The 26,176-nt window shown below is 68.0% G+C and carries 23 protein-coding genes; 18 read left to right on the plus strand and 5 right to left on the minus strand.

Annotated elements, in window-relative coordinates; all coding sequences use genetic code 11:
• The first annotated feature begins 80 nt into the window (after window positions 1-80).
• Entirely contained in the window at window positions 81-2,642 is a 2,562-nt protein-coding gene (gene glgP / locus ACV7NN_RS19195) for an alpha-glucan family phosphorylase (protein ID WP_463351142.1), read from the plus strand.
• Window positions 2,643-2,670: 28 nt separating this feature from the next.
• Here glgP and ybaK read toward each other — a convergent pair whose 3' ends face one another.
• Together ybaK and glgX are read right to left on the minus strand one after the other, a co-directional pair.
• A complete protein-coding gene (gene ybaK / locus ACV7NN_RS19200; RefSeq protein WP_463351143.1) occupies window positions 2,671-3,159 on the minus strand; it encodes a Cys-tRNA(Pro) deacylase in 489 nt (162 codons plus the stop codon).
• On the minus strand, window positions 3,159-5,276 hold the full coding sequence (gene glgX, locus ACV7NN_RS19205) for a glycogen debranching protein GlgX (RefSeq protein ID WP_463351144.1): 2,118 nt from the start codon (window positions 5,274-5,276) through the stop codon (window positions 3,159-3,161). Before glgX ends, ybaK begins: the two co-directional genes overlap by 1 nt.
• Window positions 5,277-5,323: 47 nt before the next feature.
• On the opposite strand from glgX, the gene ACV7NN_RS19210 reads away from it, so the two are divergent.
• The 9 genes from ACV7NN_RS19210 (at window position 5,324) to ACV7NN_RS19250 (ending at window position 16,410) form a co-directional block, all read left to right on the plus strand.
• Entirely contained in the window at window positions 5,324-6,553 is a 1,230-nt protein-coding gene (locus ACV7NN_RS19210) for a cysteine desulfurase family protein (protein WP_463351145.1), read from the plus strand.
• 44 nt (window positions 6,554-6,597) lie between these two features.
• Window positions 6,598-7,716 carry a tRNA 2-thiouridine(34) synthase MnmA gene (mnmA, locus tag ACV7NN_RS19215; RefSeq protein WP_463351146.1) on the plus strand — a complete coding sequence of 373 codons (1,119 nt, stop codon included), beginning with the start codon at window positions 6,598-6,600 and terminating at the stop codon, window positions 7,714-7,716.
• Between the two features lie 53 nt (window positions 7,717-7,769).
• Entirely contained in the window at window positions 7,770-10,016 is a 2,247-nt protein-coding gene (ligA, locus tag ACV7NN_RS19220; RefSeq protein ID WP_463351147.1) for an NAD-dependent DNA ligase LigA, read from the plus strand.
• 197 nt (window positions 10,017-10,213) lie between these two features.
• Window positions 10,214-11,524: an alpha/beta hydrolase gene (locus ACV7NN_RS19225; protein ID WP_463351148.1), complete on the plus strand. Its 1,311-nt coding sequence runs from the start codon at window positions 10,214-10,216 to the stop codon at window positions 11,522-11,524.
• A gap of 63 nt (window positions 11,525-11,587) precedes the next feature.
• Window positions 11,588-11,884: an Asp-tRNA(Asn)/Glu-tRNA(Gln) amidotransferase subunit GatC gene (gene gatC, locus ACV7NN_RS19230; protein WP_463351149.1), complete on the plus strand. Its 297-nt coding sequence runs from the start codon at window positions 11,588-11,590 to the stop codon at window positions 11,882-11,884.
• A gap of 3 nt (window positions 11,885-11,887) precedes the next feature.
• Window positions 11,888-13,435, plus strand: coding sequence for an Asp-tRNA(Asn)/Glu-tRNA(Gln) amidotransferase subunit GatA (gatA, locus tag ACV7NN_RS19235; RefSeq protein ID WP_463351150.1), 1,548 nt, complete (start codon window positions 11,888-11,890; stop codon window positions 13,433-13,435).
• A complete protein-coding gene (gene gatB / locus ACV7NN_RS19240; RefSeq protein WP_463351151.1) occupies window positions 13,435-14,943 on the plus strand; it encodes an Asp-tRNA(Asn)/Glu-tRNA(Gln) amidotransferase subunit GatB in 1,509 nt (502 codons plus the stop codon). Before gatA ends, gatB begins: the two co-directional genes overlap by 1 nt.
• A gap of 4 nt (window positions 14,944-14,947) precedes the next feature.
• On the plus strand, window positions 14,948-15,505 hold the full coding sequence (locus ACV7NN_RS19245; protein WP_463351152.1) for a YbaK/EbsC family protein: 558 nt from the start codon (window positions 14,948-14,950) through the stop codon (window positions 15,503-15,505).
• Complete coding sequence (locus ACV7NN_RS19250) at window positions 15,502-16,410, plus strand: oxygenase MpaB family protein (RefSeq protein ID WP_463351153.1); 909 nt, start codon at window positions 15,502-15,504, stop codon at window positions 16,408-16,410. Before ACV7NN_RS19245 ends, ACV7NN_RS19250 begins: the two co-directional genes overlap by 4 nt.
• Here ACV7NN_RS19250 and ACV7NN_RS19255 read toward each other — a convergent pair.
• Complete coding sequence (locus tag ACV7NN_RS19255) at window positions 16,397-16,534, minus strand: hypothetical protein (protein WP_463351154.1); 138 nt, start codon at window positions 16,532-16,534, stop codon at window positions 16,397-16,399. The genes ACV7NN_RS19250 and ACV7NN_RS19255 overlap by 14 nt on opposite strands.
• Window positions 16,535-16,731: 197 nt before the next feature.
• Between ACV7NN_RS19255 and ACV7NN_RS19260 the strand changes: the two genes are divergently transcribed.
• Together ACV7NN_RS19260 and ACV7NN_RS19265 are read left to right on the plus strand one after the other, a co-directional pair.
• Window positions 16,732-18,498, plus strand: a complete 1,767-nt coding sequence (locus ACV7NN_RS19260) for an APC family permease (RefSeq protein WP_463351155.1) — start codon at window positions 16,732-16,734, stop codon at window positions 18,496-18,498.
• Window positions 18,495-19,016: a PaaI family thioesterase gene (locus ACV7NN_RS19265; protein WP_463351156.1), complete on the plus strand. Its 522-nt coding sequence runs from the start codon at window positions 18,495-18,497 to the stop codon at window positions 19,014-19,016. Before ACV7NN_RS19260 ends, ACV7NN_RS19265 begins: the two co-directional genes overlap by 4 nt.
• Here ACV7NN_RS19265 and ACV7NN_RS19270 read toward each other — a convergent pair.
• Together ACV7NN_RS19270 and ACV7NN_RS19275 are read right to left on the minus strand one after the other, a co-directional pair.
• Complete coding sequence (locus ACV7NN_RS19270; RefSeq protein ID WP_463351157.1) at window positions 19,013-20,716, minus strand: long-chain-fatty-acid--CoA ligase; 1,704 nt, start codon at window positions 20,714-20,716, stop codon at window positions 19,013-19,015. The two genes, ACV7NN_RS19265 and ACV7NN_RS19270, sit on opposite strands and share 4 nt — an antisense overlap.
• Window positions 20,717-20,725: 9 nt before the next feature.
• Window positions 20,726-21,379, minus strand: a complete 654-nt coding sequence (locus tag ACV7NN_RS19275) for an SDR family oxidoreductase (protein WP_463351158.1) — start codon at window positions 21,377-21,379, stop codon at window positions 20,726-20,728.
• Window positions 21,380-21,461: 82 nt separating this feature from the next.
• On the opposite strand from ACV7NN_RS19275, the gene ACV7NN_RS19280 reads away from it, so the two are divergent.
• The 6 genes from ACV7NN_RS19280 to ACV7NN_RS19305 all read left to right on the plus strand — a co-directional run bounded on the left by ACV7NN_RS19280 (window position 21,462) and on the right by ACV7NN_RS19305 (window position 26,106).
• Complete coding sequence (locus ACV7NN_RS19280; RefSeq protein WP_463351159.1) at window positions 21,462-21,812, plus strand: DUF6412 domain-containing protein; 351 nt, start codon at window positions 21,462-21,464, stop codon at window positions 21,810-21,812.
• A gap of 91 nt (window positions 21,813-21,903) precedes the next feature.
• A complete protein-coding gene (locus ACV7NN_RS19285) occupies window positions 21,904-22,668 on the plus strand; it encodes a YidC/Oxa1 family membrane protein insertase (protein WP_463351160.1) in 765 nt (254 codons plus the stop codon).
• Between the two features lie 130 nt (window positions 22,669-22,798).
• Window positions 22,799-23,119 (plus strand): hypothetical protein, encoded by a 321-nt coding sequence (locus tag ACV7NN_RS19290; protein ID WP_463351161.1) that lies wholly within the window; start codon window positions 22,799-22,801, stop codon window positions 23,117-23,119.
• A complete protein-coding gene (locus ACV7NN_RS19295) occupies window positions 23,116-23,679 on the plus strand; it encodes a DUF1697 domain-containing protein (RefSeq protein ID WP_463351162.1) in 564 nt (187 codons plus the stop codon). The genes ACV7NN_RS19290 and ACV7NN_RS19295 overlap by 4 nt, the downstream gene beginning before the upstream one ends.
• A gap of 73 nt (window positions 23,680-23,752) precedes the next feature.
• Window positions 23,753-24,388 (plus strand): TetR/AcrR family transcriptional regulator, encoded by a 636-nt coding sequence (locus ACV7NN_RS19300; protein WP_463351163.1) that lies wholly within the window; start codon window positions 23,753-23,755, stop codon window positions 24,386-24,388.
• A complete protein-coding gene (locus ACV7NN_RS19305; protein WP_463351164.1) occupies window positions 24,385-26,106 on the plus strand; it encodes an MDR family MFS transporter in 1,722 nt (573 codons plus the stop codon). The genes ACV7NN_RS19300 and ACV7NN_RS19305 overlap by 4 nt, the downstream gene beginning before the upstream one ends.
• Window positions 26,107-26,176: the final 70 nt, after the last annotated feature.

A 26,176-nucleotide genomic window follows, 5' to 3' on the forward strand; every position in this document is an offset into this window, starting at 1 on the left:
GGCCCGCGACTTGGCACCCTCCGCGTGCAGCGGCGTCCGACCCTTGCGCGCACCCGATCGTCCTCGCCTAGGCTGTGGGGGTGAAGGCGATCCGAAGGTTTACCGTTCGCGCAGTTCTCCCCGAGCAGCTCGGGGCGCTGGAGGAACTCGCAGGCAACCTGCGCTGGTCCTGGCACGAACCCACCAGGCAGCTGTTCGCACGCATTTCACCGGAGCTCTGGCAGCAGACCGGGCACGATCCGATCGCGCTGCTGGGTGCCGTGCACCCGTCGCGACTGACGGAGCTGGCGAACGACTACGGCTACGTCGAGTGGGCGAACCGGCTGCGCGACGACCTCCGTGCCTACCTGACCGAGCCGCGATGGTACCAGGGCCTCGAGGGCGCGGTGCCCCGGTCGATCGCCTACTTCTCGCCCGAATTCGGTATCGCCGCCGCCCTTCCCCAGTACTCGGGAGGCCTCGGCATCCTCGCGGGCGACCACCTCAAGAGCGCCTCCGACCTCGGCGTACCGCTCGTCGGCGTCGGCCTGTTCTACCGGTCGGGCTACTTCTCGCAGGCGATCTCGCCGGACGGCTGGCAGGTGGAGAGCTACCCGGTCCTCGACCCGGATGGGCTGCCGCTTTCCGTCCTCCGGCAGCCGGACGGTACGGCCGTGCAGATCACTCTGGCGCTGCCGGACGGACGCGCGCTGAACGCGCGGGTGTGGCAGGCCGCGGTCGGCCGCATCCGTCTCCTGCTCCTCGACACGGACATCCCCGAGAACGACGACGGCCTACGCTCGGTCACCGACCGCCTGTACGGCGGCGGGGGAGAGCACCGGCTGCTGCAGGAACTCCTTCTCGGTATCGGAGGCGTCCGTGCCATCAAGGTCTGGGCCGATCTCACCGGCACCCCGGAGCCCGAAGTCTTCCACACCAACGAAGGCCACGCCGGCTTCCTCGGGGTCGAACGGATCTCCGACCTGATCGGCGAAGGACTCACCTTCGATGAAGGGCTCCAGGTCGTGCGCGCCGGCACGGTCTTCACGACCCATACTCCCGTCGCCGCGGGCATCGACCGGTTCGAGAGGCCGCTCGTCGAGCGGTACTTCTCGACCGACCTGCTTCCCGGTGTGCGGGCGGCCGACGTACTGGCCCTCGGCGCAGAGGACTATCCCGGCGGCTCGCCCGACGTGTTCAACATGGCCGTGATGGGACTGCGTCTCGGGCAGCACGCCAACGGCGTCTCCAAGCTGCACGGGCAGGTCAGCAGGCGGATGTTCCGCGGGCTCTGGCCGGGATTCGACGCCGACGAGGTCCCGATCGACTCGGTGACGAACGGCGTCCACGCGCCCACCTGGACCGATCCGATGCTCCGGGCGCTCGCCGAAGAGCGGCTCGGGACGACGGACACGACCAGTGCGGACTGGACGTCCGGCGGTCTCGGAGAGCTCGACATCTGGTCGGTGCGCACCCGGATGCGCGAACAGCTCGTCGGAGACGCGCGCAGGCGGGTGGCGCAAGCCTGGGAGAAGCAGAATCCCGGCGGTGTCACGCCCGGTTGGATGTCGGAACTGCTCGACCCCTCCGTGCTCACCATCGGCTTCGCCCGTCGTGTCCCGACCTACAAGCGGCTCACCCTCATGCTCCACGATCCTGACCGCCTGCGCGCGATCCTCCTGCATCCGGAGCGTCCGGTGCAGATCGTGATCGCAGGCAAGTCGCACCCGGCCGACGAGGAGGGCAAGCGCCTCATCCAGAAGCTCGTGCAGTTCGCCGCCGAACCGGACATCCGCACGCGCATGGTGTTCCTGCCCGACTACGACATCGGGATGGCACAGCTCCTGTACCCGGGCACCGATGTCTGGCTGAACAACCCGCTCCGCCCGCTCGAGGCGTGCGGTACCTCCGGGATGAAGGCGGCGCTGAACGGCGCGCTCAACCTGTCGATCCTCGACGGCTGGTGGAACGAGTACTACGACGGCGAGGACGGCTGGGCGATTCCTTCGGCGGACGCCGCAGGTGACGGCAGCGAACGCGACGCCCTCGAGGCCGAGGCGCTCTACGACCTGATCGAGAACCAGATCGCACCGCGGTTCTACGAGCGCAACGTGGACGGCGTGCCAGAGGGCTGGGTGGGGCAGATCCGGCACACGCTGGCGACCCTGTCGCCCGCGCTCAGCGCCGACCGCATGGTGCGGGAATACGTAGAGCGGATGTATATTCCGGCCAGCGGATACGAGCGCCGGGTCAGCGAGGACGACTACTGCGGCGCCAGGGCGCTCGCGGCCTGGAAGTCGCGCGTGCGAGCGGCGTGGCCCGGCGTGGCGGTCGTGCACGTCGAGTCCGGTGGGGTGGACGCGATCCCGCAGGTCGGCGATGAACTGCACCTTCGGGCGCGCGTCCAGTTGAACGGACTGAAGCCGGAGGATGTCGCCGTCCAGGTCGTCTACGGTCGCAGCCAGAACAGTGACGAGCTCACGGATGTGCGCATCCGGGACCTCGCGGTCGACGAGGAGTCCGCGATCGGCGGGGCCATCGAGTACCTGGGCGCGGTCGAGCTGGGTCGCGCCGGCTCGTTCGGCTACACGGTGCGGATCGTTCCGCGCAACGACCTGCTGCTCACCTCGGCGGAGCTGGGGCTGGTGGCCGTCGCAGGCTGAACGGAGGATCCGCGGGCCGACCGGCCCGTCAGGGACGGGCGATGGGCGCGATCGTGGCCGTGGTCGCCGCGACCAGGTCGGCCGGCGCCAGCTCGAGATCGAGTCCTCGTCTGCCGCCCGAGACGAACACGGTGTCGAAGAGCTCGGCCGTCTCGTCGAGCACCGTCGGCAGGCGCGTCTTCTGCCCGATCGGGCTGATCCCGCCGACGACGTAGCCGGTGCGTCGCTCGGCGACAGCAGGGTCGGCCATGGTCGCCCGTTTTGCACCGACCGCGCTCGCCAGGGCTTTCAGGTCGAGCTTGCCGTCGACCGGAACGATGCCGACGACGAGGCCGGAGTCGGTGTCGGCCAGGAGCGTCTTGAACACGCGCTCGGGCTCGATTCCGAGGGCTTCGGCGGCCTCCAGGCCGAACGAGGTCACCGAAGCGTCGTGATCGTAGGCGTGGACGGCGAACGGGATGCCGGCCGCGGTCAGTGCGACCGTCGCCGGGGTGCCCGCCGAACTGCGCCTGGCCATCAGGTCGGCAGCGGGTCGGTGAGGGGGTGGGGGCTCGGAGGCGCTCCGGGAGCTGCGACGACGCGAGGGCCGTTCGCCCGGAAGAGCTGCATCGAGGTGCCGCCCACCAGACGTTCCGATCCCGGCAGGAGCGGCGTTGGGTCTTCGTCGATCGGAACCTCTGTCGCGCTGTCCCAGAGAAGGTTGTACGACTCGACGCCGGGAGCGACAGGCAGCGAGACCGTCACGTCGTCCTCGACACCGTGCACGATGAGGAGGATCCGGTTGAACTCCTCCTTGTCCGGCGTGCTCGCAGCGAGGTACTGCAGTGTGCGGTTCTCGGGGGAGTTCCAGTCTTCGTCGTCCATCAGCGCGCCGGTCGCGTCGAACCAGTCCATGTGACTGGCGTTCTTGGTGGTCTCGCCGAAGACGGCGTACCTGCTGGGCCGCAGGGCCGGGTTGGTGCGGCGGAGCTCGAGCAACCGCCGGGTGGTCGCGAAGAGTTCGCGCTGGTCGCGGGTGCGCAGCCAGCTCATCCAGGTCAGCTCGCTGTCCTGGCAGTATGCGTTGTTGTTGCCCCGCTGGCTGCGGCCGAACTCGTCGCCGGCCGTGAGCATGGGGACTCCCGCGGAGAGCAGCAGCGTGGCCAGGAGGTTGCGCATCGCCTTGTACCGGCTGAGCAGGATCGCCTCGTCCGTCGTCTGGCCTTCGACGCCGTGGTTGAACGACCGGTTGTTGTCGGTGCCGTCACGGTTGTTCTCGCCGTTACCGAGGTTGTGTTTGACGTCGTAGGTGGTGAGGTCGGCCAGCGTGAATCCGTCGTGCGCTGTGACGAAGTTCACGGACGCGAGCGGACCGCGGTCGGGCGAGAACGTGTTGGACGACCCGGCCAGCCTGGTGGCGAAACCGCCGATGCCGGTCGGGGCCGCACCTTTCGCACGGGCGTCCGCGATGTCGGCCAGCCAGAATGCGCGCGCACGATCGCGGTAGCGGTCGTTCCACTCCGACCAGCCGAGCCGGAAGTTGCCGGTCTGCCACCCGCCGGCGCCCACGTCCCACGGTTCGGCGATCATCTTCACGTTCGCCAGGAGCGGGTCCTCGAGGATACCGGTGAGCAACGGATGGTCAGGGGTGTAGTTCACGTTCGCGTCGCGCCCCAGTGTCGCTGCGAGGTCGAAGCGGAAGCCGTCGATCTGCACCTCGTTCGCCCAGTACCGGAGGGAGTCGAGAACGAGACGAACAGGAACGTCGTGTCCGAAATTGATCGTGTTGCCGCAGCCGGTCACATCGATGTAGGCGCCGTGCTCGTCCTGGCGGTAGTAGTTGGCGTTGTCGATCCCGCGGAAACTGGAGCGCGGGCCACCGAGACCCTCTTCTGCCGTGTGGTTGTAGACGACGTCGAGGATGACTTCGAGACCCGCCTCGTGGAGGAGTTTGACCATCCCCTTGAACTCGGCGAGCACCGCATCCGGACCGGCCGCCTGTGCCGCACGCGAGGCGTACGGGGCGTGGGGGGAGAAGAAGTTGAGAGTGTTGTAGCCCCAGTAGTTCGTCAGTCCCTGATGGATGAGCCGTTGCTCGGAGAGGAAGGCCTGGACGGGGAGCAGCTCGACGGCCGTGACCCCCAGGTCTTTCAGGTAGCGGATCGTCGACTCGTGGGCGAGTCCGGCGTAGGTGCCGCGCAGCTCTTCCGGAATGTCCGGGTTGAGCTTGCTGATGCCCTTCACGTGCGCCTCGTAGATGACCGTGTGGTCGAGCGGCGTCTGCGGCTTGCGGGAGCCGGCCCAGTCGAAACCGTCCGCAGTGACGCAGGACAGCCAGCCGTTCGATCCCGTGTGCACGAGCCCGCGCGCGTACGGGTCGAGCAGCATCGTCTCCGGGTTGAACGTGTTGGTCGGGCTCGCGGGGCCCGAGACGCGGATGGCGTAGCGGCGCCCGGGCGTGAGCGACCGCGACTTGCCGACCCAGACGTCGTTCGAATCCCTCGTCATCCGGATCGTCTTGACGAGCCAGTTCGCGTCCTTGTCGTCGAACAGGCACAGTTCCATCGCATCGGCGTTCTCCGACCAGACGCGGAGTTCGCCGCCGTTCGATGTCTGTCGAACGCCGAGATTGCGCAGGGGATCGGCAGGAGTCATGCGATCTAGAGTAGTGAATGCAGGCGAGCGCAGAGGGAGGGGTGGCAGTGGCTGTCTACCTGGATCATGCGGCGACGACGCCCATGCTTCCCGAAGCGATCGCGGCGTACGCCGAGGCGATGACCGTGGTCGGCAACCCGTCGTCGATCCACAGCCAGGGACAGCAGGCGAAGCGGATGCTCGAAGAGGCCCGCGAGGCAGTCGCCTGGTCGCTCGGGTGCGACCCGATCGAGGTCGTGTTCACCTCGGGCGGCACCGAAGCGATCAACCTGGCGCTGAAGGGCCTGTACTGGACGCGCAACGACGTCCGGCAGCCCCCGCGGCCGAGGGTTCTTGCGCCGGGCGGGGAGCATCACGCTACCGTCGACACGCTCGAGTGGCTCGAACGCTACGAGGGCGCCTCGCTCGAGTGGCTCCCGCTCGACGGGCACGGGCTGGTCGATCTGGATGCCGCGCACCGGTCGTTCGCGCGTGACAGCGATTCGATCGCCCTGGCGACGGCGCTCTGGGTCAACAACGAAGTGGGGACGATCGAACCCGTCGCCGAGTTCGCGCGACTCGGGCAGCAGCACGCGGTTCCGGTGCATCTGGACGCGGTGGCCGCGTACGGTCACATCCCCATCGACTTCGCCGGACTGCGGCGCGACACCGGCAGCACATCGGCGGGGTTGGTCGGGCTCAGCGTGTCCGCCCACAAGATCGGCGGCCCGGTCGGCATCGGAGCGCTCGTGCTCAGCCGCACGGCGACCGTGGTGCCGCTCGTGCACGGTGGCGGCCAGCAGCGCAATGTGCGCAGCGGTACGCAGGATGTCGCGGCGGCGGTGGCGTTCGCCGTGGCGGCCGAGCGGGCGGTTCGCGACCTCGCTGCGGAGCGGGCGAGGCTCGAACGGCTGCGCGACCGCCTCATCCGCGGTGTCTCCGAGGCCGTTCCGGAGGCAGTGCTGAGCGGGATGCCGGCGGGCGATCCCCGACGCGTCGCTTCGAACGTGCACTTCGTCTTCCCCGGTGCCCAGGGGGATTCGCTGCTCTTCCTCCTCGATGTGGCCGGGATCTCGGTCTCGACCGGCTCGGCATGCCAGGCGGGCATACCGGAGCCGTCCCACGTGCTCCTGGCCATGGGGCGTACCGGCGAAGAGGCGCGCGGTGCGCTGCGCATCACCCTCGGGCGCACGACGACGGAAGCGGACATCGATGCGGTCGTCGGCGCTCTGCCGGGTGCCTACGCCCAGGCGGCCCGCGCCGGGCTTGCGGAACGGACGACGCGACTCGGGCGCTGACCGCTCTCGGCGAGCGGCCAGCAGGCGCGCCGTAGACTTGTCGGGTGAAAGTTCTGGCAGCGATGAGTGGTGGCGTCGACTCGGCGGTGGCGGCGGCCCGTGCGGTCGAAGCCGGCCATGACGTCGTCGGGGTGCACCTGGCGCTCAGCCGCATGCCGGGAACGCTGCGCACCGGCAGCCGCGGCTGCTGCACGATCGAGGATTCGATGGATGCCCAACGCGCTGCCAACATCATCGGCATCCCGTACTACGTGTGGGACTTCTCCGAACGTTTCAAGCTCGACGTGGTCGACGACTTCATCGCGGAGTACTCCGCGGGCCGCACCCCGAACCCGTGCATGCGCTGCAACGAGAAGATCAAGTTCGCCGCGCTCCTCGAGAAAGCGCTCGACCTCGGCTTCGACGCCGTCTGCACCGGACACTACGCCGCCATCCTCGCCGACGACGAGGGCAACCGCGAGCTGCACAGGGCGAGCGCGTGGGCGAAGGATCAGTCCTACGTGCTCGGAGTGCTCACGGCTGAGCAGCTCGCGCACGCGATGTTCCCGCTCGGCGCGACGCCGTCGAAGGCCGAGGTTCGCGCCGAGGCGGCGGCCAGGGGCTTCAGCGTCGCCGACAAGCCGGACTCGCACGACATCTGCTTCATCCCGGACGGCGACACTCGCGGCTGGCTCGCCGAGCGCGTCGGTGCCGAGACCGGCGACATCCTCGACCGCGAGGGCAACCGACTCGGGTCGCACGAGGGCGCGCACGCGTTCACCGTCGGCCAGCGCAAGGGGCTCAACATCGGCTTCCCCGCCGACGACGGCAAGCCGCGTTTCGTGCTCGAGGTGCGGCCGAAGGACAACACAGTGGTCGTCGGTCCCAAGGAGGCTCTCGACATCGCCGAGATCGCCGGTTCGCGCTTCACCTGGGCCGGTCGCGCGCCTGAGGCGCCGGAGAAGCCGTTCGCCTGCGAGGTGCAGATCCGTGCGCACGCCGACCCCGTGCCCGCTGTCGCCGTCGTGCGCCCGGCGGCGGATGGCGTCGACGAGCTGGTCGTCACCCCGGATGAGCCGCTGAACGGTGTCGCCCCCGGTCAGACCGCCGTCGTGTATCTCGGAACCCGGGTGCTCGGCCAGACGACGATCGACCGGACGGTCAGCGCGGTCCCCGTCGGCTGACCCTCCGCCCGCAAGGGCCGTCCGGCGTCGGCGGCTGTCCGTATGCTGGGAGCGTGGTGAACGACATTGCGGATGACCCCACCCGGGCACGGGCCGAAGCACAGCGGCTGACCGAACGCATCCTGGAGCTGCGCGACGCGTACTACGAGCGGGACACGGTGCTCGTGAGCGACCTCGAATACGACGGGATGATCCATCGCCTCGAAGAGCTCGAACGGCTGTTCCCCGAACTGCAGAGCCAGGACAGCCCGACCCAGACAGTCGGTGGTCGCGCGCAGACCACTCTCTTCGCGCCCGTGCAGCACGCGGAGCGCATGCTCAGCCTCGACAACGTCTTCTCCATCGACGAGTTCGACGCCTGGGCGGCACGCGTCGGACGGGATGCAGGGCGCAGGGTCGACTTCCTGTGCGAGCTGAAGATCGACGGCCTCGCCATCAACCTGCGCTACGCGAACGGGCGCCTGGTCTCGGCGGCGACCAGAGGTGACGGGGTCGTCGGAGAAGACGTCACCGAGAACATCCGCTTCATTCCGGCCATCCCCGCCCGGTTGTCCGGCACCGGACATCCGCCTCTCGTCGAAGTGCGCGGCGAGGTCTTCTTCCCCGTCGCAGAGTTCGAGGCCCTCAATGCGGCCCAGACAGAGCTCGGCGAGAAAGTGTTCGCCAACGCGCGCAACGCCGCGAGCGGCTCGCTGCGGCAGAAGGCCGAGGGAAAGAACGACACCCAGCTTGCGCTCATGCGGGCCAGGCTCGGGCGGCTCCACATGCTCGTGCACGGCATCGGGGCGTGGGCGAACCCGCCCGTCGACAGTCAGTCCAAGACCTACGAGCTCCTGAACGGCTGGGGGCTGCCGACCTCGACCCACTACCGGGTGGTGGACGCGGCCGCGGGCGCCGCCGAGTTCATCCGTTACTACGGCGAGCACCGCGACAGCGTCGAACACGAGATCGACGGCGTGGTCGTGAAGGTCGACGAACTCGCTCTGCACGACGAGCTGGGAGCGACCAGCCGAGCTCCGCGCTGGGCGATCGCCTACAAATACCCTCCTGAGCAGGTCAACACCAAGCTTCTCGACATCGTGGTGAGCGTCGGCCGCACCGGTCGCGCCACCCCGTTCGCGGTGATGGAGAAGGTGCGGGTCGCCGGCAGCGAGGTCCGCCAGGCGACCCTGCACAACCAGGACGTCGTGAAGGCCAAGGGTGTCCTCATCGGCGACACGGTCGTGCTCCGCAAGGCCGGCGACGTGATCCCGGAAGTCCTCGGCCCGGTCGTCGAACTGCGTGACGGGACGGAGCGCGAGTTCGTCATGCCCGAGAACTGTCCCGTCTGCGGTACGAGGCTCGCGCCCGCCAAAGAGGGCGATATCGACCTGCGCTGCCCGAACGCAGAGTTCTGTCCGGCCCAGGTGTGGGGCCGCGTCGAGCACATCGGGTCCCGCGGGGCCCTCGACATCGAAGCTCTCGGCGAGGTCGCCGCTGCAGCATTGACCCAACCGTTCAAGCCTGAGCAGCCGCCCCTGCCCACCGAGGCCGGCCTCTTCGACCTGACCATGGCGGATCTGTTCCCGATCGAGGTGGTCGTGAGGGACCCGGAGACCGGTCTGCCCCGGCTTACGGAGTCAGGGGAGCAGAAGACGGACACCCCGTTCCGCCGTCGGCGGCAGAAGAAGGACGGCCCGTTCGACCCGGACTCGGCCGAGTTCGGCGGAACCGCAGACTTCGTTCCGTCGAAGAACGCCGAGGAGCTGCTCGCAAACCTGCAGGCTGCGAAGGCCAAACCACTCTGGCGCATCCTCGTCTCGCTGAACATCCGCCACGTCGGCCCCGTCGCCGCGCGGGCGCTCGCCAACCACTTCGGATCGCTGGATGCGATCCGTTCCGCCGATCGCGACGAGCTCGCGCAGGTCGACGGTGTCGGCGGCATCATCGCCGACGCTGTCCTCGCCTGGTTCGCCGTCGACTGGCATCGGGAGATCGTCGAGCGCTGGGCCGCGGCCGGTGTGCAGTTCGCCACTCCGGGCCACGCCGGCCCGGGTGCGGCAGAATCGGCCGGTGGCACGCTGTCCGGACTCACCGTCGTCGCCACTGGAAGCCTCGAGGGGTTCACGCGCGAGGGAGCGCAGGAGGCGATCATCGCCGCCGGCGGCAAATCCGCATCGAGTGTGTCGAAGAACACCGACTACGTCGCTGCGGGACCCGGAGCGGGCTCGAAACTGGCCAAAGCGGAACAGCTCGGCATTCCGATCATCGACGCTGACGGGTTCCGCAGGCTGCTCGAGGGTGGGCCGGACGCGCTCTGAACCTGCTAAAATGCTGGTTCTACTCCCGAACAGGGGGTAGAACGTGTATCTGGCGGACGTTTCCCGACCGATAGCATCATAAGGGCGCGCCTCGACAGGGGCGGTGCAAGGGCTCTGCTCGTCGCTCTCGGAGGGACCCGGACGGAGTGCTGGTCGGTTTTGCGGCAATACTCTCGATTACCTCGGTCCTAGCAGGAGTGACCGGGGCCGGAGTCGTGCCCGCCGACGCTGCCCCGTACCAGCCTGCGGCCGCCTATTCCACAGTGCTGTCGCACGGTCCGACCCGTCCGGCGACGGTGAACGACGCTCCGGCCGGCAACACCCAGTCCGGGCTTCTCGCAGCGACCACTCTCGGCGCGCTCGCACAGATCACGGCGTCCGATGTGCCCGCCTTCGTCGACGCCCACCGAGCGGCCCTCGACGCAATGCTCGTCAATCCTCCGCGTGCCAGCGACGTCGCCGGATTGTGGCGACTGATCGACCCGACGACGCAGGCATCGCTGATCCACTCCGCCCCCCATGTCATCGGAAACCTGGAGGGCGTTCCTTACGACGTACGAGGACGCGCGAACGTCCTCGATCTCAAGCAGACGATCGCGCACGCGCGAATCAGCCTTGCGTCGGAGCAGGGTAAGGGGAGAAGGCTCGAGCTGGAGCGAACCCTCGACACACTCCAGAACGTCAAACGTGCACTGTCGAAGCACGACGGGGTGAGGCGCACTCTCGTCTCGCTCGACACGTCCTCCGATGCGCGTGCGGCGATCGTGGTCGGCGACCTGTCCACGGCTCGCTTCGTCAGCTACCTCGTCCCGGGGATGTACATGTCGGTCGATGAGCAGATCGTGGACTGGGCCAAGACGGCGCAGAATCTCTACGACAGTCAGGTCGACTGGCTCCGCCGGCTCCTGGGTCCCCGTGGAACACAGGTGACCCCCGGTGTCGCGACAGTGGCGTGGATCGGCTACCAGACGCCTGAGCTCATGAACATCGGCGGCCTCGATCTCGCCACCCAGGGCGCGGACAACTTCGAGAAGACGCTGCAAGGGCTCCAGGCCATCCGCAGGAACGACATGCCGTACGTGAGCGTCTTCGCGCACTCTTACGGGTCGACCGCCGTGCTGCTCGCACTCCAGCGCCACTCCGTCACCATCGATGCCCTGGCTCTCCTCGGCTCGCCGGGCAGCGACGCCCAGTCGGTGTCGCAGCTGAGCGTCGCGGACGGGAACGTCTTCGTCGGCCAGGCGCCGATGGATCCCATCGTGCACAGCGCCTTCTTCGGGAGCGACCCGGGGGCTGCGAGCTACGGGGCGCGCAAGATGGGTGTCTCCGGCGGCGTCGACCCGATCACGCAGGAGAAGCTCGGCGGATCGTCAGGGCACAACGAATACTTCGCAGCGGACAGCGAGTCGATGCGGAACCTCGCCCTGATCGGGATCGACATGGGCGATCTCGTCATGGACGGATCGACGCCGGCGACGCCCACCGAGACGACGGCCTCGAACCGCTGACCTGCGCCCGACTGCTCGAATAGGATTGAGGAATCCACACACTGACGCAGCAGACGGAGACCCATGTCCGAAATTAGCGCCGAACAGGTCGCGCACCTGGCGAGCCTCGCCAGGATCGACCTGAGCCCCGAAGAGATCACCAGCCTGACGGCCGAGCTGGGTCAGATCGTCGACGCGGTCGCGAAGGTCACCGAAGTCGCCGGTCCCGATGTCCCGGCGACCAGCCATCCGATGCCGCTCACGAACGTCTTCCGCGAAGACGTCGTCGTGCCCGGGCTCACGGTCGAGCAGGCGCTCTCCGGTGCTCCGGATCGCCAGGGCGACTGGTTCCGTGTTCCGCCCATCCTGGACGAGGAGTAGACGATGACCGACCTCACCAGGCTCTCCGCCTCGACGCTTGCCGATCTTCTCGCGACCCGCGACATCTCGTCGGTCGAAGCGACCCGTGCGCACCTCGACCGGATCGAAGCGGTCGACGAGGACGTGCACGCCTTCCTGCACGTGGCGGGGGATGCCGCACTGGCAACCGCCGCAGACGTGGATGCGCGTCGCGCCGCCGGGGCGCAGTTGTCCCCGCTCGCTGGTGTGCCCATCGCGATCAAGGACGTGCTCGCGACGAAGGACATGCCGTCCACCTCGGGTTCCAGGATCCTCGAAGGGTGGCTGCCGCCCTACGACGCGACCGTCGTGCGCAAGCTCCGCGAGGCCGATCTCGTTCCTCTCGGCAAGACCAACATGGACGAGTTCGCCATGGGCTCGTCGACCGAGCATTCGGCCTACGGCCCCACGCGCAACCCGTGGGATCTCGAGCGCATCCCCGGAGGCTCGGGCGGCGGCTCCGCCGCTGCGGTCTCGGCATTCGAGGCCCCGCTCGCGCTCGGCTCCGACACGGGCGGGTCCATCCGGCAGCCCGCCGCGGTCACCGGTTCCGTCGGCGTCAAGCCGACCTACGGCGGTGTGAGCCGTTACGGTGCGATCGCGCTCGCCAGCTCGCTCGACCAGGTCGGCCCCGTGTCGCGCTCGGTGCTCGACGCGGCCCTCCTCCACGACGTGATCGCCGGGCACGACCCGTTCGACTCAACCTCGCTGTCCGACACCTGGCCCTCGATGGCCGCCGCCGCCCGGGTCGGGCTGTCCGGCGGCGCCCTCACGGGTGTCCGCGTCGGCGTCATCAAGGAGCTCTCCGGAGAGGGCTTCCAGGCCGGCGTGAAGCAGCGTTTCGAGGAGTCGCTCGCGCTTCTCGAATCCGCGGGAGCCGAGATCGTCGAGGTCGCGGCTCCCAGCTTCGAGTACGCGGTCGCCGCCTACTACCTCATCCTTCCTGCCGAGGCGTCGAGCAACCTTGCCCGCTTCGACTCGGTACGGTTCGGTCTCCGGGTCGACCCCGAGGACGGACCGGTCACCGTCGAACGGGTCATGGCCGCAACGCGCGACGCCGGGTTCGGCCCGGAGGTCAAACGCCGTATCATCCTCGGCACCTATGCCCTGAGCGCCGGCTACTACGACGCGTACTACGGAAGCGCGCAGAAGGTCCGTACGCTCATCCAGCGCGACTTCGCCGCCGCGTTCGAGAAGGCGGATGTGCTGGTGAGCCCGAGCGCACCGACGACGGCCTTTCGTTTCGGCGAGAAGCTGGCCGATCCGATGGCGATGTACCTGAACGACGTCACGACGATCCCCGCCAACCTCGCCGGCGTGCCGGGAATGGGACTGCCCATCGGGCTCGCCCCTGAGGACGGGCTGCCCGTCGGCATCCAGCTGATGGCACCGGCCCGGGCCGACGCCCGGCTCTACACCATCGGCGCAGCGCTCGAGCAGCTTCTCGAGCAGCAGTGGGGCCACACGCTCCTCAGCCAGGCGCCGGACCTGTCGGCGACCGAGATGTTCGCAAGCGAAGAGGGAGCCGTCTGATGGCCGCAGCTGAACTGATGGACTACGACACGGCCATCGAACTCTTCGAGCCCGTCCTCGGCTTCGAAGTCCACGTCGAATTGAACACTGTGACGAAGATGTTCTGCGGGTGCTCGAACGCGTTCGGGCAGGGTGCGAACACCAACACCTGCCCGACCTGCCTCGGCCTGCCCGGCGGACTCCCGCAGGTCAACAAGAAAGCGATCGAGTCGAGCATCCGGCTCGGACTCGCGCTCGGCTGTGAGATCGCGGAGACGAGCAGGTTCGCGCGCAAGAACTACTTCTACCCCGACACCGCGAAGAACTTCCAGACCTCGCAGTACGACGAGCCGATCGCCTACGACGGCACGATCACGATCGAGCTGGAGAGCGGTCGCGAGGTGACGGTCGCGATCGAGCGCGCCCATATGGAAGAAGACGCGGGCAAGCTCACGCACGTCGGCGGGTCCACCGGCCGCATCCAGGGCGCCGATTACTCGCTCGTCGACTACAACCGCGGTGGAGTTCCCCTCGTCGAGATCGTCACGAAGATGATCGAGGGTGCAGAGGCCGACGCTCCCGAGGTCGGACGCACGTACGTCGCAGCGATTCGGGAGATCGTCAGGGCGCTCGGCGTCTCGAACGCGCGGATGGAAGAGGGCAACGTCCGCTGCGACGCGAACGTCTCGCTGCGGCCCCGTGGGTCGAACGTGCTCGGCACGCGCACCGAGACGAAGAACGTGAACTCGCTGCGGTCGGTCGAGCGCGCGGTCCGCTACGAGATCCAGCGCCAGGCCGCGATCCTCGCCGCCGGCGGAACCATCACCCAGGAGACGCGTCACTGGCACGAGGACACCGGCACGACCAGCGCCGGCCGGCCGAAGAGCGACGCCGACGACTACCGGTACTTCCCGGAACCGGATCTGGTGCCGGTCGCCCCCTCACGCGAGTGGGTCGACGAGCTTCGCGCGACCCTCCCGGAACCGCCCGCCGGCCGTCGCAAGCGGCTCGCTGCTGCCTGGGGCTTCACAGCGCTCGAGTTCCAGGACGTCGCGAACGCCGACCTTCTCGACACGGTCGAGGCCACGATCGCCGCGGGCGCCACGCCGGCGGCGGCGCGCAAGTGGTGGACGGGCGAGATCGCCCGCCTGGCCAACGCCCAGGGCGTCTCCGCTGAGACTCTCGTGTCGCCCGAGCATGTCGCGGCTCTCGCCGCGCTCGTCGACGCCGGGACCCTCACGGACCGGCTGGCGCGACAGGTCCTCGACGGCGTGATCGCCGGAGAAGGGTCGCCGCAGGAGGTCGTCGATGCACGCGGGCTCGCTGTCGTCTCGGACGATGGGGCGCTCATCGCGGCCATCGACGAGGCGCTTGCGGCCCAGCCGGATGTGCTCGAGAAGATCCGCGACGGCAAGGTGCAGGCGGCGGGCGCCGTGATCGGGGCCGTGATGAAGGCGATGAAGGGACAGGCCGACGCAGCGCGCGTGCGGGAGCTCGTCCTCGAACGCGCCGCGGGCACGCAGGCGTGAGCCCATGGGAGTCTTCACGCTCGGCGGCCTGACCACGGCTCCCGCATCCACCCGTCCTGACCTGCTCAGCGCGGCGACCGCGGCCGCCCTTGCAGCGGCAGGAGTGGCGGATGCGGTCGGCGTCGTCGAGATCGATCCTGACGTCTCGGACACGGCCGCCACGAAGGAGCGCTTCGGGCTCGATGCCGGGACGCTCGCCAATTGCGTCGTGGTCTCCGGCAAGCGCGAAGGTGTCGAACGCATCGCTGCCTGCGTGGTCCTGGCGACGACCCGCGCGGACATCAACACGGTCGTGCGCAGGCTTCTCGACGTACGCAAGTGCTCGTTCCTCCCGATGGATCGTGCCGTCGAGCTCACCGGCATGGAATACGGCGGCATCACCCCGATCGGCCTGCCCGCCGAGTGGCCGGTCTACGTCGACAGCCGCGTGAACGCGACGGAGGTCGTCATCATCGGCTCGGGGGTGCGACGGTCGAAGCTCCTGCTTCCCGGGGGTGCGCTCGGCGGTCTCCCCGGCACCCAGGTCGTCGACGGACTCGCGGTGGACGTACCGATCGGATGACCCGTCTCACCGAACCCATCCGCGTGCGGCTGCTCGAGACGCTGTCCGGACAGTCGAGCGGCGTGCCGGGATGGGTGAGGGAGATCGAGGAGGGGGAGGACGCCGGGTACTTCGGGCCGGGCAGCGCGGCCTGGACGGTCCACGGCTCCATGCCGACACTCGTCGCCGGAGTCAGGGCCCTGCTCATGCAGGCGCTTCATCCTGGCGCTGTCGCGGGCGTACGCGACTGGTCGCGCTTCCGGGAGGATCCGCTCGGGCGGCTTGCGGGAACGATCCGCTGGATCCACACAGTCACCTACGGTGACACCGGGCAGGCCGTTCGGGGATCGGAGTGGGTGCTTCGGCTTCATGAACGCGTCGTCGGCAGCTATGTCGACGCCCACGGCGCCACCCGGCCGTATGCCGCGAACGATCCGCACCTGCTGAGCTGGGTGCATCTCGCGTTCACCGACTCGTTCCTCTCTGCGCACGAACTCTGGGGCGGAGCGATTCCGGGCGGCCCGGACGGGTACGTCCGCGAGTGGGCGAAGGCCGGCGAGCTCATGCGCGTACCCGACCCGCCGCGCAGCAGGACAGAGCTGAAGGCCCAGCTGGCCGCTTTCCTCCCCGAACTCAGCGGGGGAGGGGATGCGCGCGAGATCGTCCGATTCGTGCAGCACGCTCCGCTGCGGCGGACGCTTCGGCCGTCCTACGGCGTCCTGTTCGCCGGCGCCGTGCATTCGCTCGAGCAGCCGTACCGCGAGCGGCTCGGCCTTCGGGAGCCGCAGCTCGGCCCGGTGCCCCTGCCGATCGCCGGAGCGACGTCCCTCGTGCTCCGTGGGGCCGGAAGGATGCTCGGCCCGACGAGCGCTGGTGAGAACGCCGCCCGACGTCGGTTGGAAAGGCTCGGCTCTAGCGCTTCTTGATATCCGAGACGGCGTCGAGGTGGGCCTTGGCGTCGGATTTCGCGCGTTTGTCGAGTCGTTTCTCCTTCAGGGATTTCGAGGCGGCCGTTTTAGCGCTGCTCTTCTTCGGTGACTTGTCTGACATGATGACTCCCTTGATCGGGAGCCGAACGGCTCCGTACTGCTGACTCTATGCGCGTTCGCGCCGTGGGAGGCCGACTCTCCGGATACGTGCGGGAAAGGCCGAAAGGGCGTAAACATATCTCGTCGGGCTGTTCACCGATGAACAGCCGTTCGCGACCAGGTCCGGCCGGTGCTCCGGCCGCAGTGTTGGGAGACCCGATGACGAGCACTGTTCCCCCCAGTTCCAACTCCGAGACCGTGGACAGCAAAGGACTGAAGTCCGGCGCGCTCGGGCTCGTCTCCAGCGTGGTGGTCGGTGTCGCATCGACGGCGCCCGCGTACAGCCTGGCCGCCAGCCTGGGATTCATCGTGGTCGGCGGCACGCTCGCCGCCGGCGTTCACGCTCCGGGCATCGTGCTGCTCGCGTTCATCCCGATGTACCTGATCGCCGTCGCCTACCAGGAGCTCAACAAGGCCGAACCTGACTGCGGCACCACGTTCACCTGGGCGACGCGGGCCTTCGGCCCGATCACCGGCTGGATGGGCGGCTGGGGCATCATCGTCGCCGATGTGATCGTCATGTCGAATCTCGCACAGATCGCGGGATCCTATTCGTTCACCTTCATCGGCGGCTTCGGCTTGCCCGGGGTCGCCGCCCTTGCCAATAACGAGTTCGCGACGCTGATCGCAGGCCTGCTGTGGATCGCACTGATGACCTGGATCTGTTACCGCGGCATCGAGATCTCGGCGCGTGTGCAGTACGTGCTGCTGTCGTTCGAGGTGGTCATCCTGCTCTTCTTCGCAGGATTCGCCCTCGTGAAGGTCTACACAGGCAATGCCGAACCCTACTCGATCATCCCTCAGTGGGATTGGTTCAACCCGTTCGGACTCGACTTCAGTCAGACCATCGCGCCGGCGATGCTGACGGCGATCTTCATCTACTGGGGCTGGGACACGGCCGTGTCGGTGAACGAGGAGACCAAAGACCCCGGGAAGACGCCGGGTCGTGCTGCCATCATCAGCACCGTCCTGCTGCTGCTCACCTACGCCATCGTCTCTGTCGCGACCATCGCTTTCGCCGGCGTCGGCGACAAGGGAATCGGATTGGCCAACCCCGCGAACTCGAGCGACGTCTTCTCGGCTATCGGGCCCACTTTATTCGGCAGTGGACCGATCGGGTCGATCCTGCTGACCTTGCTCGGGTTCTCGATCCTCACCTCAGCATCCGCATCGACACAGACCACGATCCTTCCGACGGCGCGAACGTCGCTGTCGATGGCCGTGTACAAGGCGATTCCGGAGAAGTTCGCAAGGATCCACCCCCGGTTCCTCACGCCGACCTGGTCGACGATCGGCATGGGCATCGCTTCGGCGGCCTTCTTCCTGATCTTCTCGTGGATCAGTTTCAGCCTGCTGAACGCCCTGATCGGATCGATCGGCCTGATGATCGCGTTCTACTACGGGTTGACCGGATTCGCGAGTGCCTGGTTCTACCGCAAGACGATGTTCAGTTCCTTCCGTCACTTCGTCATGCGCGGGCTGTTCCCGGTGCTCGGCGGAGTGATCCTCCTCGCCGTCTTCATCTACGGGCTCATCCAGTTCGCCGCCCCGGACTGGCTCGTCGACGACAACGGCAAGAATGTGACCATCTGGGGCATCGGGGCCGAAGCAGTGGTCGGGGTCGGCGGACTCCTCATCGGCCTGGTCCTGATGTTCGTGTGGTGGATCATCAGGCCGGACTACTTCCGGGGCGAGACCCTGCCGATGCGTTCGGATGACATCATTCTGGCCCCACTCGAGGGCGCTACCGTGGGATTCGGAATCCCGGACATCGGCATGGGGGAGACGGTGATCGCGCCTGACCTGTCCAACCTGCCTCCTGGCAGGGTCGCGATCAACGCTGAGACCGGTGAGCCCGTCGAAGCCCCGTCGGAGCTACCGCCGACGGATACGCACTTCGGCGCTTCGCAGGAGGAGCGCGAGTGACGGCGGACGAGCATCCCGAATCGCAGGACGGTGTCCGCAGCCGCCTCGTCGAGTGGGAGGACCCGGCACCGGGCGTCGCCGTCATGCCCACGATGTCGGGCCTCGACTACCTGCACACGATGATCCGGGGCGAACTGCCGCCCCCGCCGATCATGGCGCACCTGAACATGCGGCTGGTGGATGCGGTGATCGGGTCGGCGACGTTCACCTGCGACCCCGACGAGTCCCACTACAATCCCCTCGGGACGGTGCACGGGGGACTCGTCTGCACACTCCTCGACTCGGCGTTGGGATGCGCGGTTCAGAGCACGCTCCAGCAGGGCCAGGGCTACACGTCGATCGAGATCAAGGTGAACTATCTTCGGCCGGTCTTCGCGGGCGCTGGCCCGCTCACCTGTGTGGGCGAGGTCACGAAGCCGGGCAACCGGGTCGCGTTCGCCGACGGTGTCGTGACGGATGCGTCGGGCAAGATCGTCGCAACGGCCACCGGTTCGTTGCTCGTCTTCCCGATCGACTAGTCCTCGGGACCGGTGTCGGCCTTCAGCAGGTGGTCGCGCACCTGGCGTCGGACGACCTTTCCGATGAGGGAGCGCGGCAGCTCGTCGACTTGTGTGATCTTCTTCGGCACCTTGTACGGCGTGAGGTTCTCGCGGGCGTACGCACGGATCGCGGTCTCGTCGAAGGAGGCTCCGGGCTTCATCACGACGGCGGCCACCACATCCTCGCCCCCGCGTCCGTGCGGAACGCCGACGACGGCCACGTCCGCGACGCCCTCGACAGTGCGCAGGCAGTCCTCCACCTCGGTCGGCGCGACGTTGAAGCCACCAGTGATGATGAGCTCCTTGATGCGGTCGACGATACGCACGAATCCCTCGTCGTCCATCGTGACGATGTCGCCGGTGCGGAACCAGCCGTGCTCGTCGAGCACGGTGGCCGTCTCGTCCGGCTTGCGCCAATAGCCGGAGAACACCTGCGGACCCCGAGCGACCAGCTCGCCCTCTTCGCCGAAGTCGCGGTCGGTGTCCGGGTTCTCCGGGTCGATGACGCGCAGCTCCGTGTTCGGGAGCGCGAGGCCGACGGTGCCGGCCTTGCGAGTGCTGCCGACCGGGTTGGCCATCAGGACCGGCGAGCATTCGGACAGTCCGTATCCTTCGACGAGATAGCCGCCGGTCTCCTTCTCCCACATGCTCACGATCGTGTCCGGCAGGTTCATGGCTCCGGAGATCGCGATCGCGATCCCGCTGAGCGAGACTTTCTTCGCCTTCGCTGCCGTCGCGAGTCGCTCGTAGATCGGTGGAACGGCCGGCAGGAACGTCGGCGGCCGCTTTTTGATGACATCGAGCACAAGGTCCGGGTCGAATTTGGGGAAGAGCACCAGCCGCGAGCCCATGCTCATGGCGAAGGTGAGACAGAGGGTAAGCCCATAGGCGTGGAACAAGGGCAGCACGGCATAGACGACCGAGGTGCCCCGTTCGATCGCGGGGACCCAGGCACGAGCCTGGGCAGCGTTCACATCGAGGTTGCGGTGGCTGAGCATGGCGCCCTTCGGAACGCCGGTCGTACCGCTGGTGTATTGGATCAGAGCGAGGTCGGCGGCCTCCGGCCGGGGGTGGGTGGCCTTGATCGGACGGTTGTCGAGAAGCTTCTCCCACGTGATCGTTCCGCGTGCCTGCGTCGTCAGCTGCTCCCGCGCCTTGCGCGCCGCCGCCACCGGGAGGCGGAGGGCGAATCGCTTCGACGCCGGCATCGCGCGGGTGATGTCGACGGAGATCACCGTCGTGACGCCGAGGTCCGCGGGAAGGTCCTGAACCATCGCGCTCGCCTTGTCCCAGACGATCGCGACCTGTGCTCCATGGTCTTCGAACTGGTGTCGCATCTCGCGCGGAGTGTAGAGCGGGTTGTGCTCCACGACGACAGCGCCCAGACGCAGGACGGCGTAGAACGCGGCGACATGCTGCGGGCAGTTGGGGAGAACGAGCGCCACGCGATCGCCCTTGCCGACTCCGAGGCGGCGGAGGCCCTCCGCGGCTCGCGCGATCTGGTCGCCCAGGGCGGCGTACGTGGTCGTCGCCCCGAAGAACTCGAGCGCGACGTTCTTGCCGTACGTCGCGACGGACTCGTCGATCAGGTGCGCGAGGGATCCTTCCGGGAGTTCGACGTCGTCGGGGACACCAGGAGCGTAACTGGCCAGCCACGGCCGATCTGCGTACGTAGTCACGCGACGAGCCTACGCGCCGCGCACCGCCTCGGCGATCGGTACGTCGCCGCTGATGACCTCCCACTGCTTGCCGATCGACTGCGGCTCGTCCATGCACGCGACGATGAGTGAGGCGACATCTTCGCGCGGAATCGACCCGCGTGGCACGGTCGTGCCGAGCAGGACGCTTCCGGTGCCCTCGTCGTAGGTCAGCGCGCCCGGGCGCAGGATGGTCCAGTCCAGACCGGACTGGCGAAGCACCGCATCCGCGTCGCGCTTGGCTGCGACGTATGCCGCCCACTGCGCGTCGGCGTCCTCGGCGACGGGATTGTCGACGCCCCACGCCGACACCTGGATGAACCGCCGCGCGCCGGCGATGATCGCGGCCTGCACGGACTTGACTGAACCGGCATAGTCGACCGTCCGTTTGCGCTCGACACCGGAACCCGGACCGGCCCCCGCGCTGAAGACGACGACGTCGCATCCGGCGAACGGGATGGCGAGTTGCTCGGCGGATGCAGCCTCGATGTCGAGGAGCGCGCCTTCGCCGCCGAGACGGAAGACGTCCTCGCCGTGCTCGTCGTTACGAACGACGCCGACGAATTCGTCACCTCTGTCGTACAGGAGGCGCATCAGCTGCTGCGCGACTTTACCGTGGGCACCGACGATGGCAACGCGAGTCATAGAACCATCTTCCTCCAGCCGGTCCGCTGCGCCCAAGGCGAACATCCTGTCGAAGCGGAGAGCGCTGTTGGTACGCTCGCCAGTGGCCGCTCTCGTCGCGGCCGCCCGATCCTGGAGAGACCTCCCCATGCTGCAGTTCCTCGACCTGCTCGCCCGGCTCATCGCCGGGCCGCTGGAGGTACTGCGCGGGGCCTCAGGTCCTGGCACGGCGCTCGCGATCGCCGGCGCCGTCGGAGCGATCGGGCTGGCATCCCTTCTCGTCGCCGCATCCGTGCGCTACGTGGTGGCGCTGGCCGCATCGCTTGTCGTCAGCCGTTCGCTCGCACATCCGGTCGAGCCGGCCGACCGTGCCGAGCTGATCGGTCAGAGCGATCCGGATGCGGACGGTCACGCGCGTCCGCGAGCCCCGGCACTGTCCCTGCCGGCCGTCTGACGCCTCCGGAGCACCCGCATGCGGGGCTTCCTGCGCGCGTCCACGCGGCCACACGGTTTCCATCCATCCGTAGACGCAGGGACTCATTCTCATGGACTTCTTCTCATTCGCGCCCGTAGCGGCCATCCTCGACGGGGCGTACCGTTTCGTCACAACTCTTTCCTCGGCGGCCGAACCCGTCGTCGGTGCGGCGAGCGGTCTCGTCGCCGTCATCATCCTCACGATGCTCGCACGCGCCGTTCTCATCCCGGTCGGCCGGTCGCAGGTCCGAGCCGAGTTCACCCGCAGGAGACTCGCCCCGAAACTCGCCGAGCTGCAGAAGAAACACGGCAAGGACCGCGAGACGCTCGCCCGCAAGACCATGGAGCTGTACGAGACGGAGAAGGCTTCGCCGTTCGCGGGCATCCTTCCGCTCCTGCTGCAGATTCCTGTCATCTCGCTGGTCTACGCCCTGTTCACGCATTATCAGATCGCCGGGCACGCCAACGCCCTCCTGGCCGAACAGGTGCTCGGCGCACCGCTCGGGACGAGCTTCGTGGGGCTGGCGGGCGCGGTCGGGTCCGTCTGGCCATCGGTCGTCGTGTACCTTGTGGTGCTCGTGCTGATCGCGGCGGTGACAACGGTCTCGCGCCGTGTTCTGGCGCTGCCGCAGACGCAGGGCGCGGCGGCCCCCGGTGGTTTCGTCAAGGCGCTGTCGTTCCTCCCGTACGTCACCGTCGTGTTCGCCGCGTTCGTCCCGCTGGCGGCTGCTGCGTACATACTGACCTCGACGGCCTGGACCGTCGTGGAGCGCTTCGTCCTGCGGCGGATGCTCGACCCCGATCGCGGTGCGCAGTCGCGTCCGGCAATCGGCTGAGGCGGGGATCCGGCGAGCGTCCGCGGAACGCTGCAGAATGGACGATCATGTCGCTTTCCATGGCGGTTCTCTCGACCGACCCAGGCTGATCCTCGATCCGTCTCCTGCTCGCGGTGGCACAATGGGCGCCATGAGGAGAAGCAGGACGCGCCAGGTCCACGACCCCCACGATCATCCGTTCGGCGTCGGCGTGCAGGTTCACGTTCCGGAAGGCGCCATCGGCGAGCTCGACGCCTGGGAGGGGGAGCCGACGGGTGTGATCGTCTCGACGGGCACGGCGCGGCCCGATGGCGCGAACGTGCCGGGCCCGTCCGGACCGGTGTGGGTCGTCGCCTTCGACGAGCCGCAGTACCGCCGGGACGGGCGCGGGCCGTTCGACACGGCGGAGATCCCGCAGTCGCGGCTCGTGGCTGCGGATCCGATCAGCGACGACGCCTGGCCGCGCGGGTGAGCCCGGTCGGTGGTCTCGCCGTCGGACTCATCCGCGGCATCAACGTGGGGCCGACGACGGCCGTCGCCATGTCGGATCTTGCCGCGTCGTTCGAGGCTGCAGGCTTCACGAACGTCAAGACTCTCCTGCGCAGCGGAAACGTGGTGTTCGAATCGTCCGGTCGGCCGGATGCACATTGGCAGAGCGCGACGGCGGAGGTCGAGAAGGAGATCGCTCGGCGCTCCGGGGTGTCCGCGCGTGTCCTTCTCGTTCCAGAGGCGGAGTTCCGGCGGGTCGCCGCGGAGAACCCACTGCTGGATGCGGGCGACGACCTCTCGAAGCAGGTCGTGACCTTCCTGGGCCCGGAGCCGATGCCGAAGACGCTCGACGTGCCGGCGGCGGAGTCGATCGCGCCAGAACTGGTGGCCGTGGGCGATCACGCGATCTACCAGTGGTGCCCGCTCGGTGTCTCGAAGACGCGGCTCACCGCGGCCTTCTGGAGGCAGCTGGACCCCGCTGCGACCGCGCGCAACCAGCGCACGGTGCTGAGGATCCTGGGGGAGCTGGACGCCCGTACCTGAGCATCTCCCGTGATTGTTGCATTTCTGAATAGTTTCAGTTGTGCAAAATTACGGAGCGCGCAATCATTGAAGGGTGACATCAACCGACACCCCTGGCCTGCGCGAACGCAAGCGCGCCGAGACGCGGCAGCAGCTCGAACGCGCGGCCGTTGCGCTCGCCCTCGAAGTGGGCATGGAGAACGCGACGGTCGACGCGATCTGCGAATCGATCCCGGTCTCGTCCCGCACCTTCTTCAACTACTTCGACAGCAAAGAAGACGCGATCCTCGGCGTCCGCGATGTCGAGCTCGATGAAGCCGCCCTCGCGGCCCACCTCGACGAGTTCGCGCCCGCCGAGCTGACCGAGTCGATCGTCGCGCTCATCTTCGCGCTCATCGGCCCGACCGTCCCCGACCACGAACTGCGGCAGGGGCGGATGGAGCTGGCGCGCACGTATCCGCAGCTCCTCGGCCGTCAGCTCGCGCAGCTGACCCGCATGGGGCAGCAGCTCGTCGACGCGATCGCTGTCATCGTCGGGCGTTCGCCGCGGTTCGCCGACGACACCGAGGCGGAACGCATCGCGTTCGCCGAACTCATCCTTCCGTTCTGCGCCGGCGCCGTGAAGATCGCCGTCAAGGAATTCATCGCCGCTGACGGGACGCAGGCCCGTGACGAACTCCAAAACCGAGCCAACGCGCTCATCCGAGAGGCACTAGAGAAACTGAAATGACCGACACCGCAACCATCCCCTCCGGTGCACCCGCTCGCGCGGGTGCGGCCGCTGCGCCGCAGAAGCGCACCATCCTCCTGGTCTTCGCAGGCCTCATGGTCACGATGCTCCTCGCATCCCTCGACCAGACCATCTTCAGCACCGCGCTGCCCACGATCGTCGGTGAGCTGCACGGTGTCGACCACATGCTGTGGGTGACCACGGCCTACATCCTCGCCTCGACCATCATGCTCCCGGTCTACGGCAAGCTCGGCGACCTGATCGGGCGCAAGGGCCTGTTCATCGGCGCCATCGCGCTCTTCATCGCGGGCTCCGTCATCGGCGGCCTCGCTCCCGACATGACCTGGCTCATCGCCGGGCGTGCCGTGCAGGGCCTCGGCGGCGGCGGGCTGATGATCCTGTCGAACGCGATCATCGCCGACGTCGTCCCCGCCCGCGAGCGCGGAAAGTACATGGGGATCATGGGTGGCGTGTTCGCACTGTCGTCCGTCGCCGGCCCGCTTCTCGGCGGCTGGTTCACCGAGAGCATCGGCTGGCGCTGGGCGTTCTGGATGAACATCCCGCTCGGTCTCCTCGCGATCCTGTCCGCCGTGGTCTTCCTGCGCCTGCCCAAGGGCATGAGCGGAAAGCCGAAGCTCGACTGGGCCGGAATGGGCCTGCTGGCCATCGCATCCACGTGCCTCGTGCTCGTCACCACGTGGGGCGGCACCACCTACGACTGGAACAGCGGCATCATCATCGCGCTGATCGCCGGCACCCTCGTCTCCGCCGTCTTGTTCGTGCTCGTCGAGCGCCGCGCCGCTGAGCCGATCATGCCGCTGAACCTCTTCAAGGACCGCAACTTCAACCTGTCCACGATCGCCGGGCTCATCATCGGCATCGCGATGTTCGGTGCGCTCGCGTACCTGCCGACATACCTGCAGATGGTGACGGGGGCGGATGCGACCCAGGCAGGCCTGCTGATGATCCCGATGATGGCCGCCCTGCTGGTGACGTCGATCGTGTCCGGGCAGCTGGTCAGCCGCACCGGACGCTACAAGTGGCTTCCGATCGTCGGAACGGTCATCGTGGCGGTCGCCCTCGTGCTGCTGTCCACAATGACCCCGAGCCTGCCGGTGTGGGTGCTCTGCTCCTACCTGGCCGTGATGGGTGTCGGACTCGGCATGAGCATGCAGATCCTCATCCTCATCGTGCAGAACTCCTTCCCCGTCTCGAAGGTGGGCACGGCTACCGCATCGAACAACTACTTCCGCCAGATCGGCGCGTCGCTCGGTGCAGCGATCGTCGGAAGCCTGTTCGTCTCGCGCCTCACCCAGCTGCTCGCCGACCGGATGCCCGCCGGCGCCGGTTCGAGCGGCTCGAGCAACTCGTTCACCCCCGCCCTCGTCAAGTCGCTTCCGGGCCCGATCCACGACGTGATCATCGGGGCATACAACGACGCGCTCACCCCGGTGTTCCTGTACATGGTTCCGCTGGTGCTGGTCGCGACGGTCGTCCTCTTCTTCGTGAAGGAGAAGCCGCTGGCGACCACGATCGAGCGCGATGTCGTCGCCGAGACCCTCGAGATCGACGGCGCGACGCGCGTGAACCTCGATGCCGGCTCCGCGAACGAGATCGACGGCCTCGACCCGCTGGATGTGGAGCTCGCCGACCTGGAACTCGAGGCGATGACAGCAGAGGCCGAGCCGCACGGGCCTGCCGCTCCCGCAACACGCTGAGCGCGCATCCGCTGCTCCCGCAACCGCACTGACCCGGCCCGTCCGGTACGAACCCTCCCGCTCGACACCG

This window comes from Leifsonia sp. Ger2509, assembly GCF_055231915.1.

Excerpts from the sequence above, each read along its gene's own strand:
- gatA (WP_463351150.1), top strand. The coding sequence starts at position 11,888 with ATGACCGACCTCACCAGGCTCTCCGCCTCGACGCTTGCCGATCTTCTC.
- ACV7NN_RS19250 (WP_463351153.1), top strand. The coding sequence starts at position 15,502 with ATGACCCGTCTCACCGAACCCATCCGCGTGCGGCTGCTCGAGACGCTG.
- ACV7NN_RS19305 (WP_463351164.1), top strand. The coding sequence starts at position 24,385 with ATGACCGACACCGCAACCATCCCCTCCGGTGCACCCGCTCGCGCGGGT.
- ybaK (WP_463351143.1), bottom strand. The coding sequence starts at position 3,159 with ATGGCCAGGCGCAGTTCGGCGGGCACCCCGGCGACGGTCGCACTGACC.
- gatC (WP_463351149.1), top strand. The coding sequence starts at position 11,588 with ATGTCCGAAATTAGCGCCGAACAGGTCGCGCACCTGGCGAGCCTCGCC.
- ACV7NN_RS19275 (WP_463351158.1), bottom strand. The coding sequence starts at position 21,379 with ATGACTCGCGTTGCCATCGTCGGTGCCCACGGTAAAGTCGCGCAGCAG.
- ACV7NN_RS19285 (WP_463351160.1), top strand. The coding sequence starts at position 21,904 with ATGGACTTCTTCTCATTCGCGCCCGTAGCGGCCATCCTCGACGGGGCG.
- glgX (WP_463351144.1), bottom strand. The coding sequence starts at position 5,276 with ATGACTCCTGCCGATCCCCTGCGCAATCTCGGCGTTCGACAGACATCG.
- ACV7NN_RS19290 (WP_463351161.1), top strand. The coding sequence starts at position 22,799 with ATGAGGAGAAGCAGGACGCGCCAGGTCCACGACCCCCACGATCATCCG.
- ACV7NN_RS19245 (WP_463351152.1), top strand. The coding sequence starts at position 14,948 with ATGGGAGTCTTCACGCTCGGCGGCCTGACCACGGCTCCCGCATCCACC.
- ACV7NN_RS19255 (WP_463351154.1), bottom strand. The coding sequence starts at position 16,534 with ATGTCAGACAAGTCACCGAAGAAGAGCAGCGCTAAAACGGCCGCCTCG.
- gatB (WP_463351151.1), top strand. The coding sequence starts at position 13,435 with ATGGCCGCAGCTGAACTGATGGACTACGACACGGCCATCGAACTCTTC.
- ACV7NN_RS19260 (WP_463351155.1), top strand. The coding sequence starts at position 16,732 with ATGACGAGCACTGTTCCCCCCAGTTCCAACTCCGAGACCGTGGACAGC.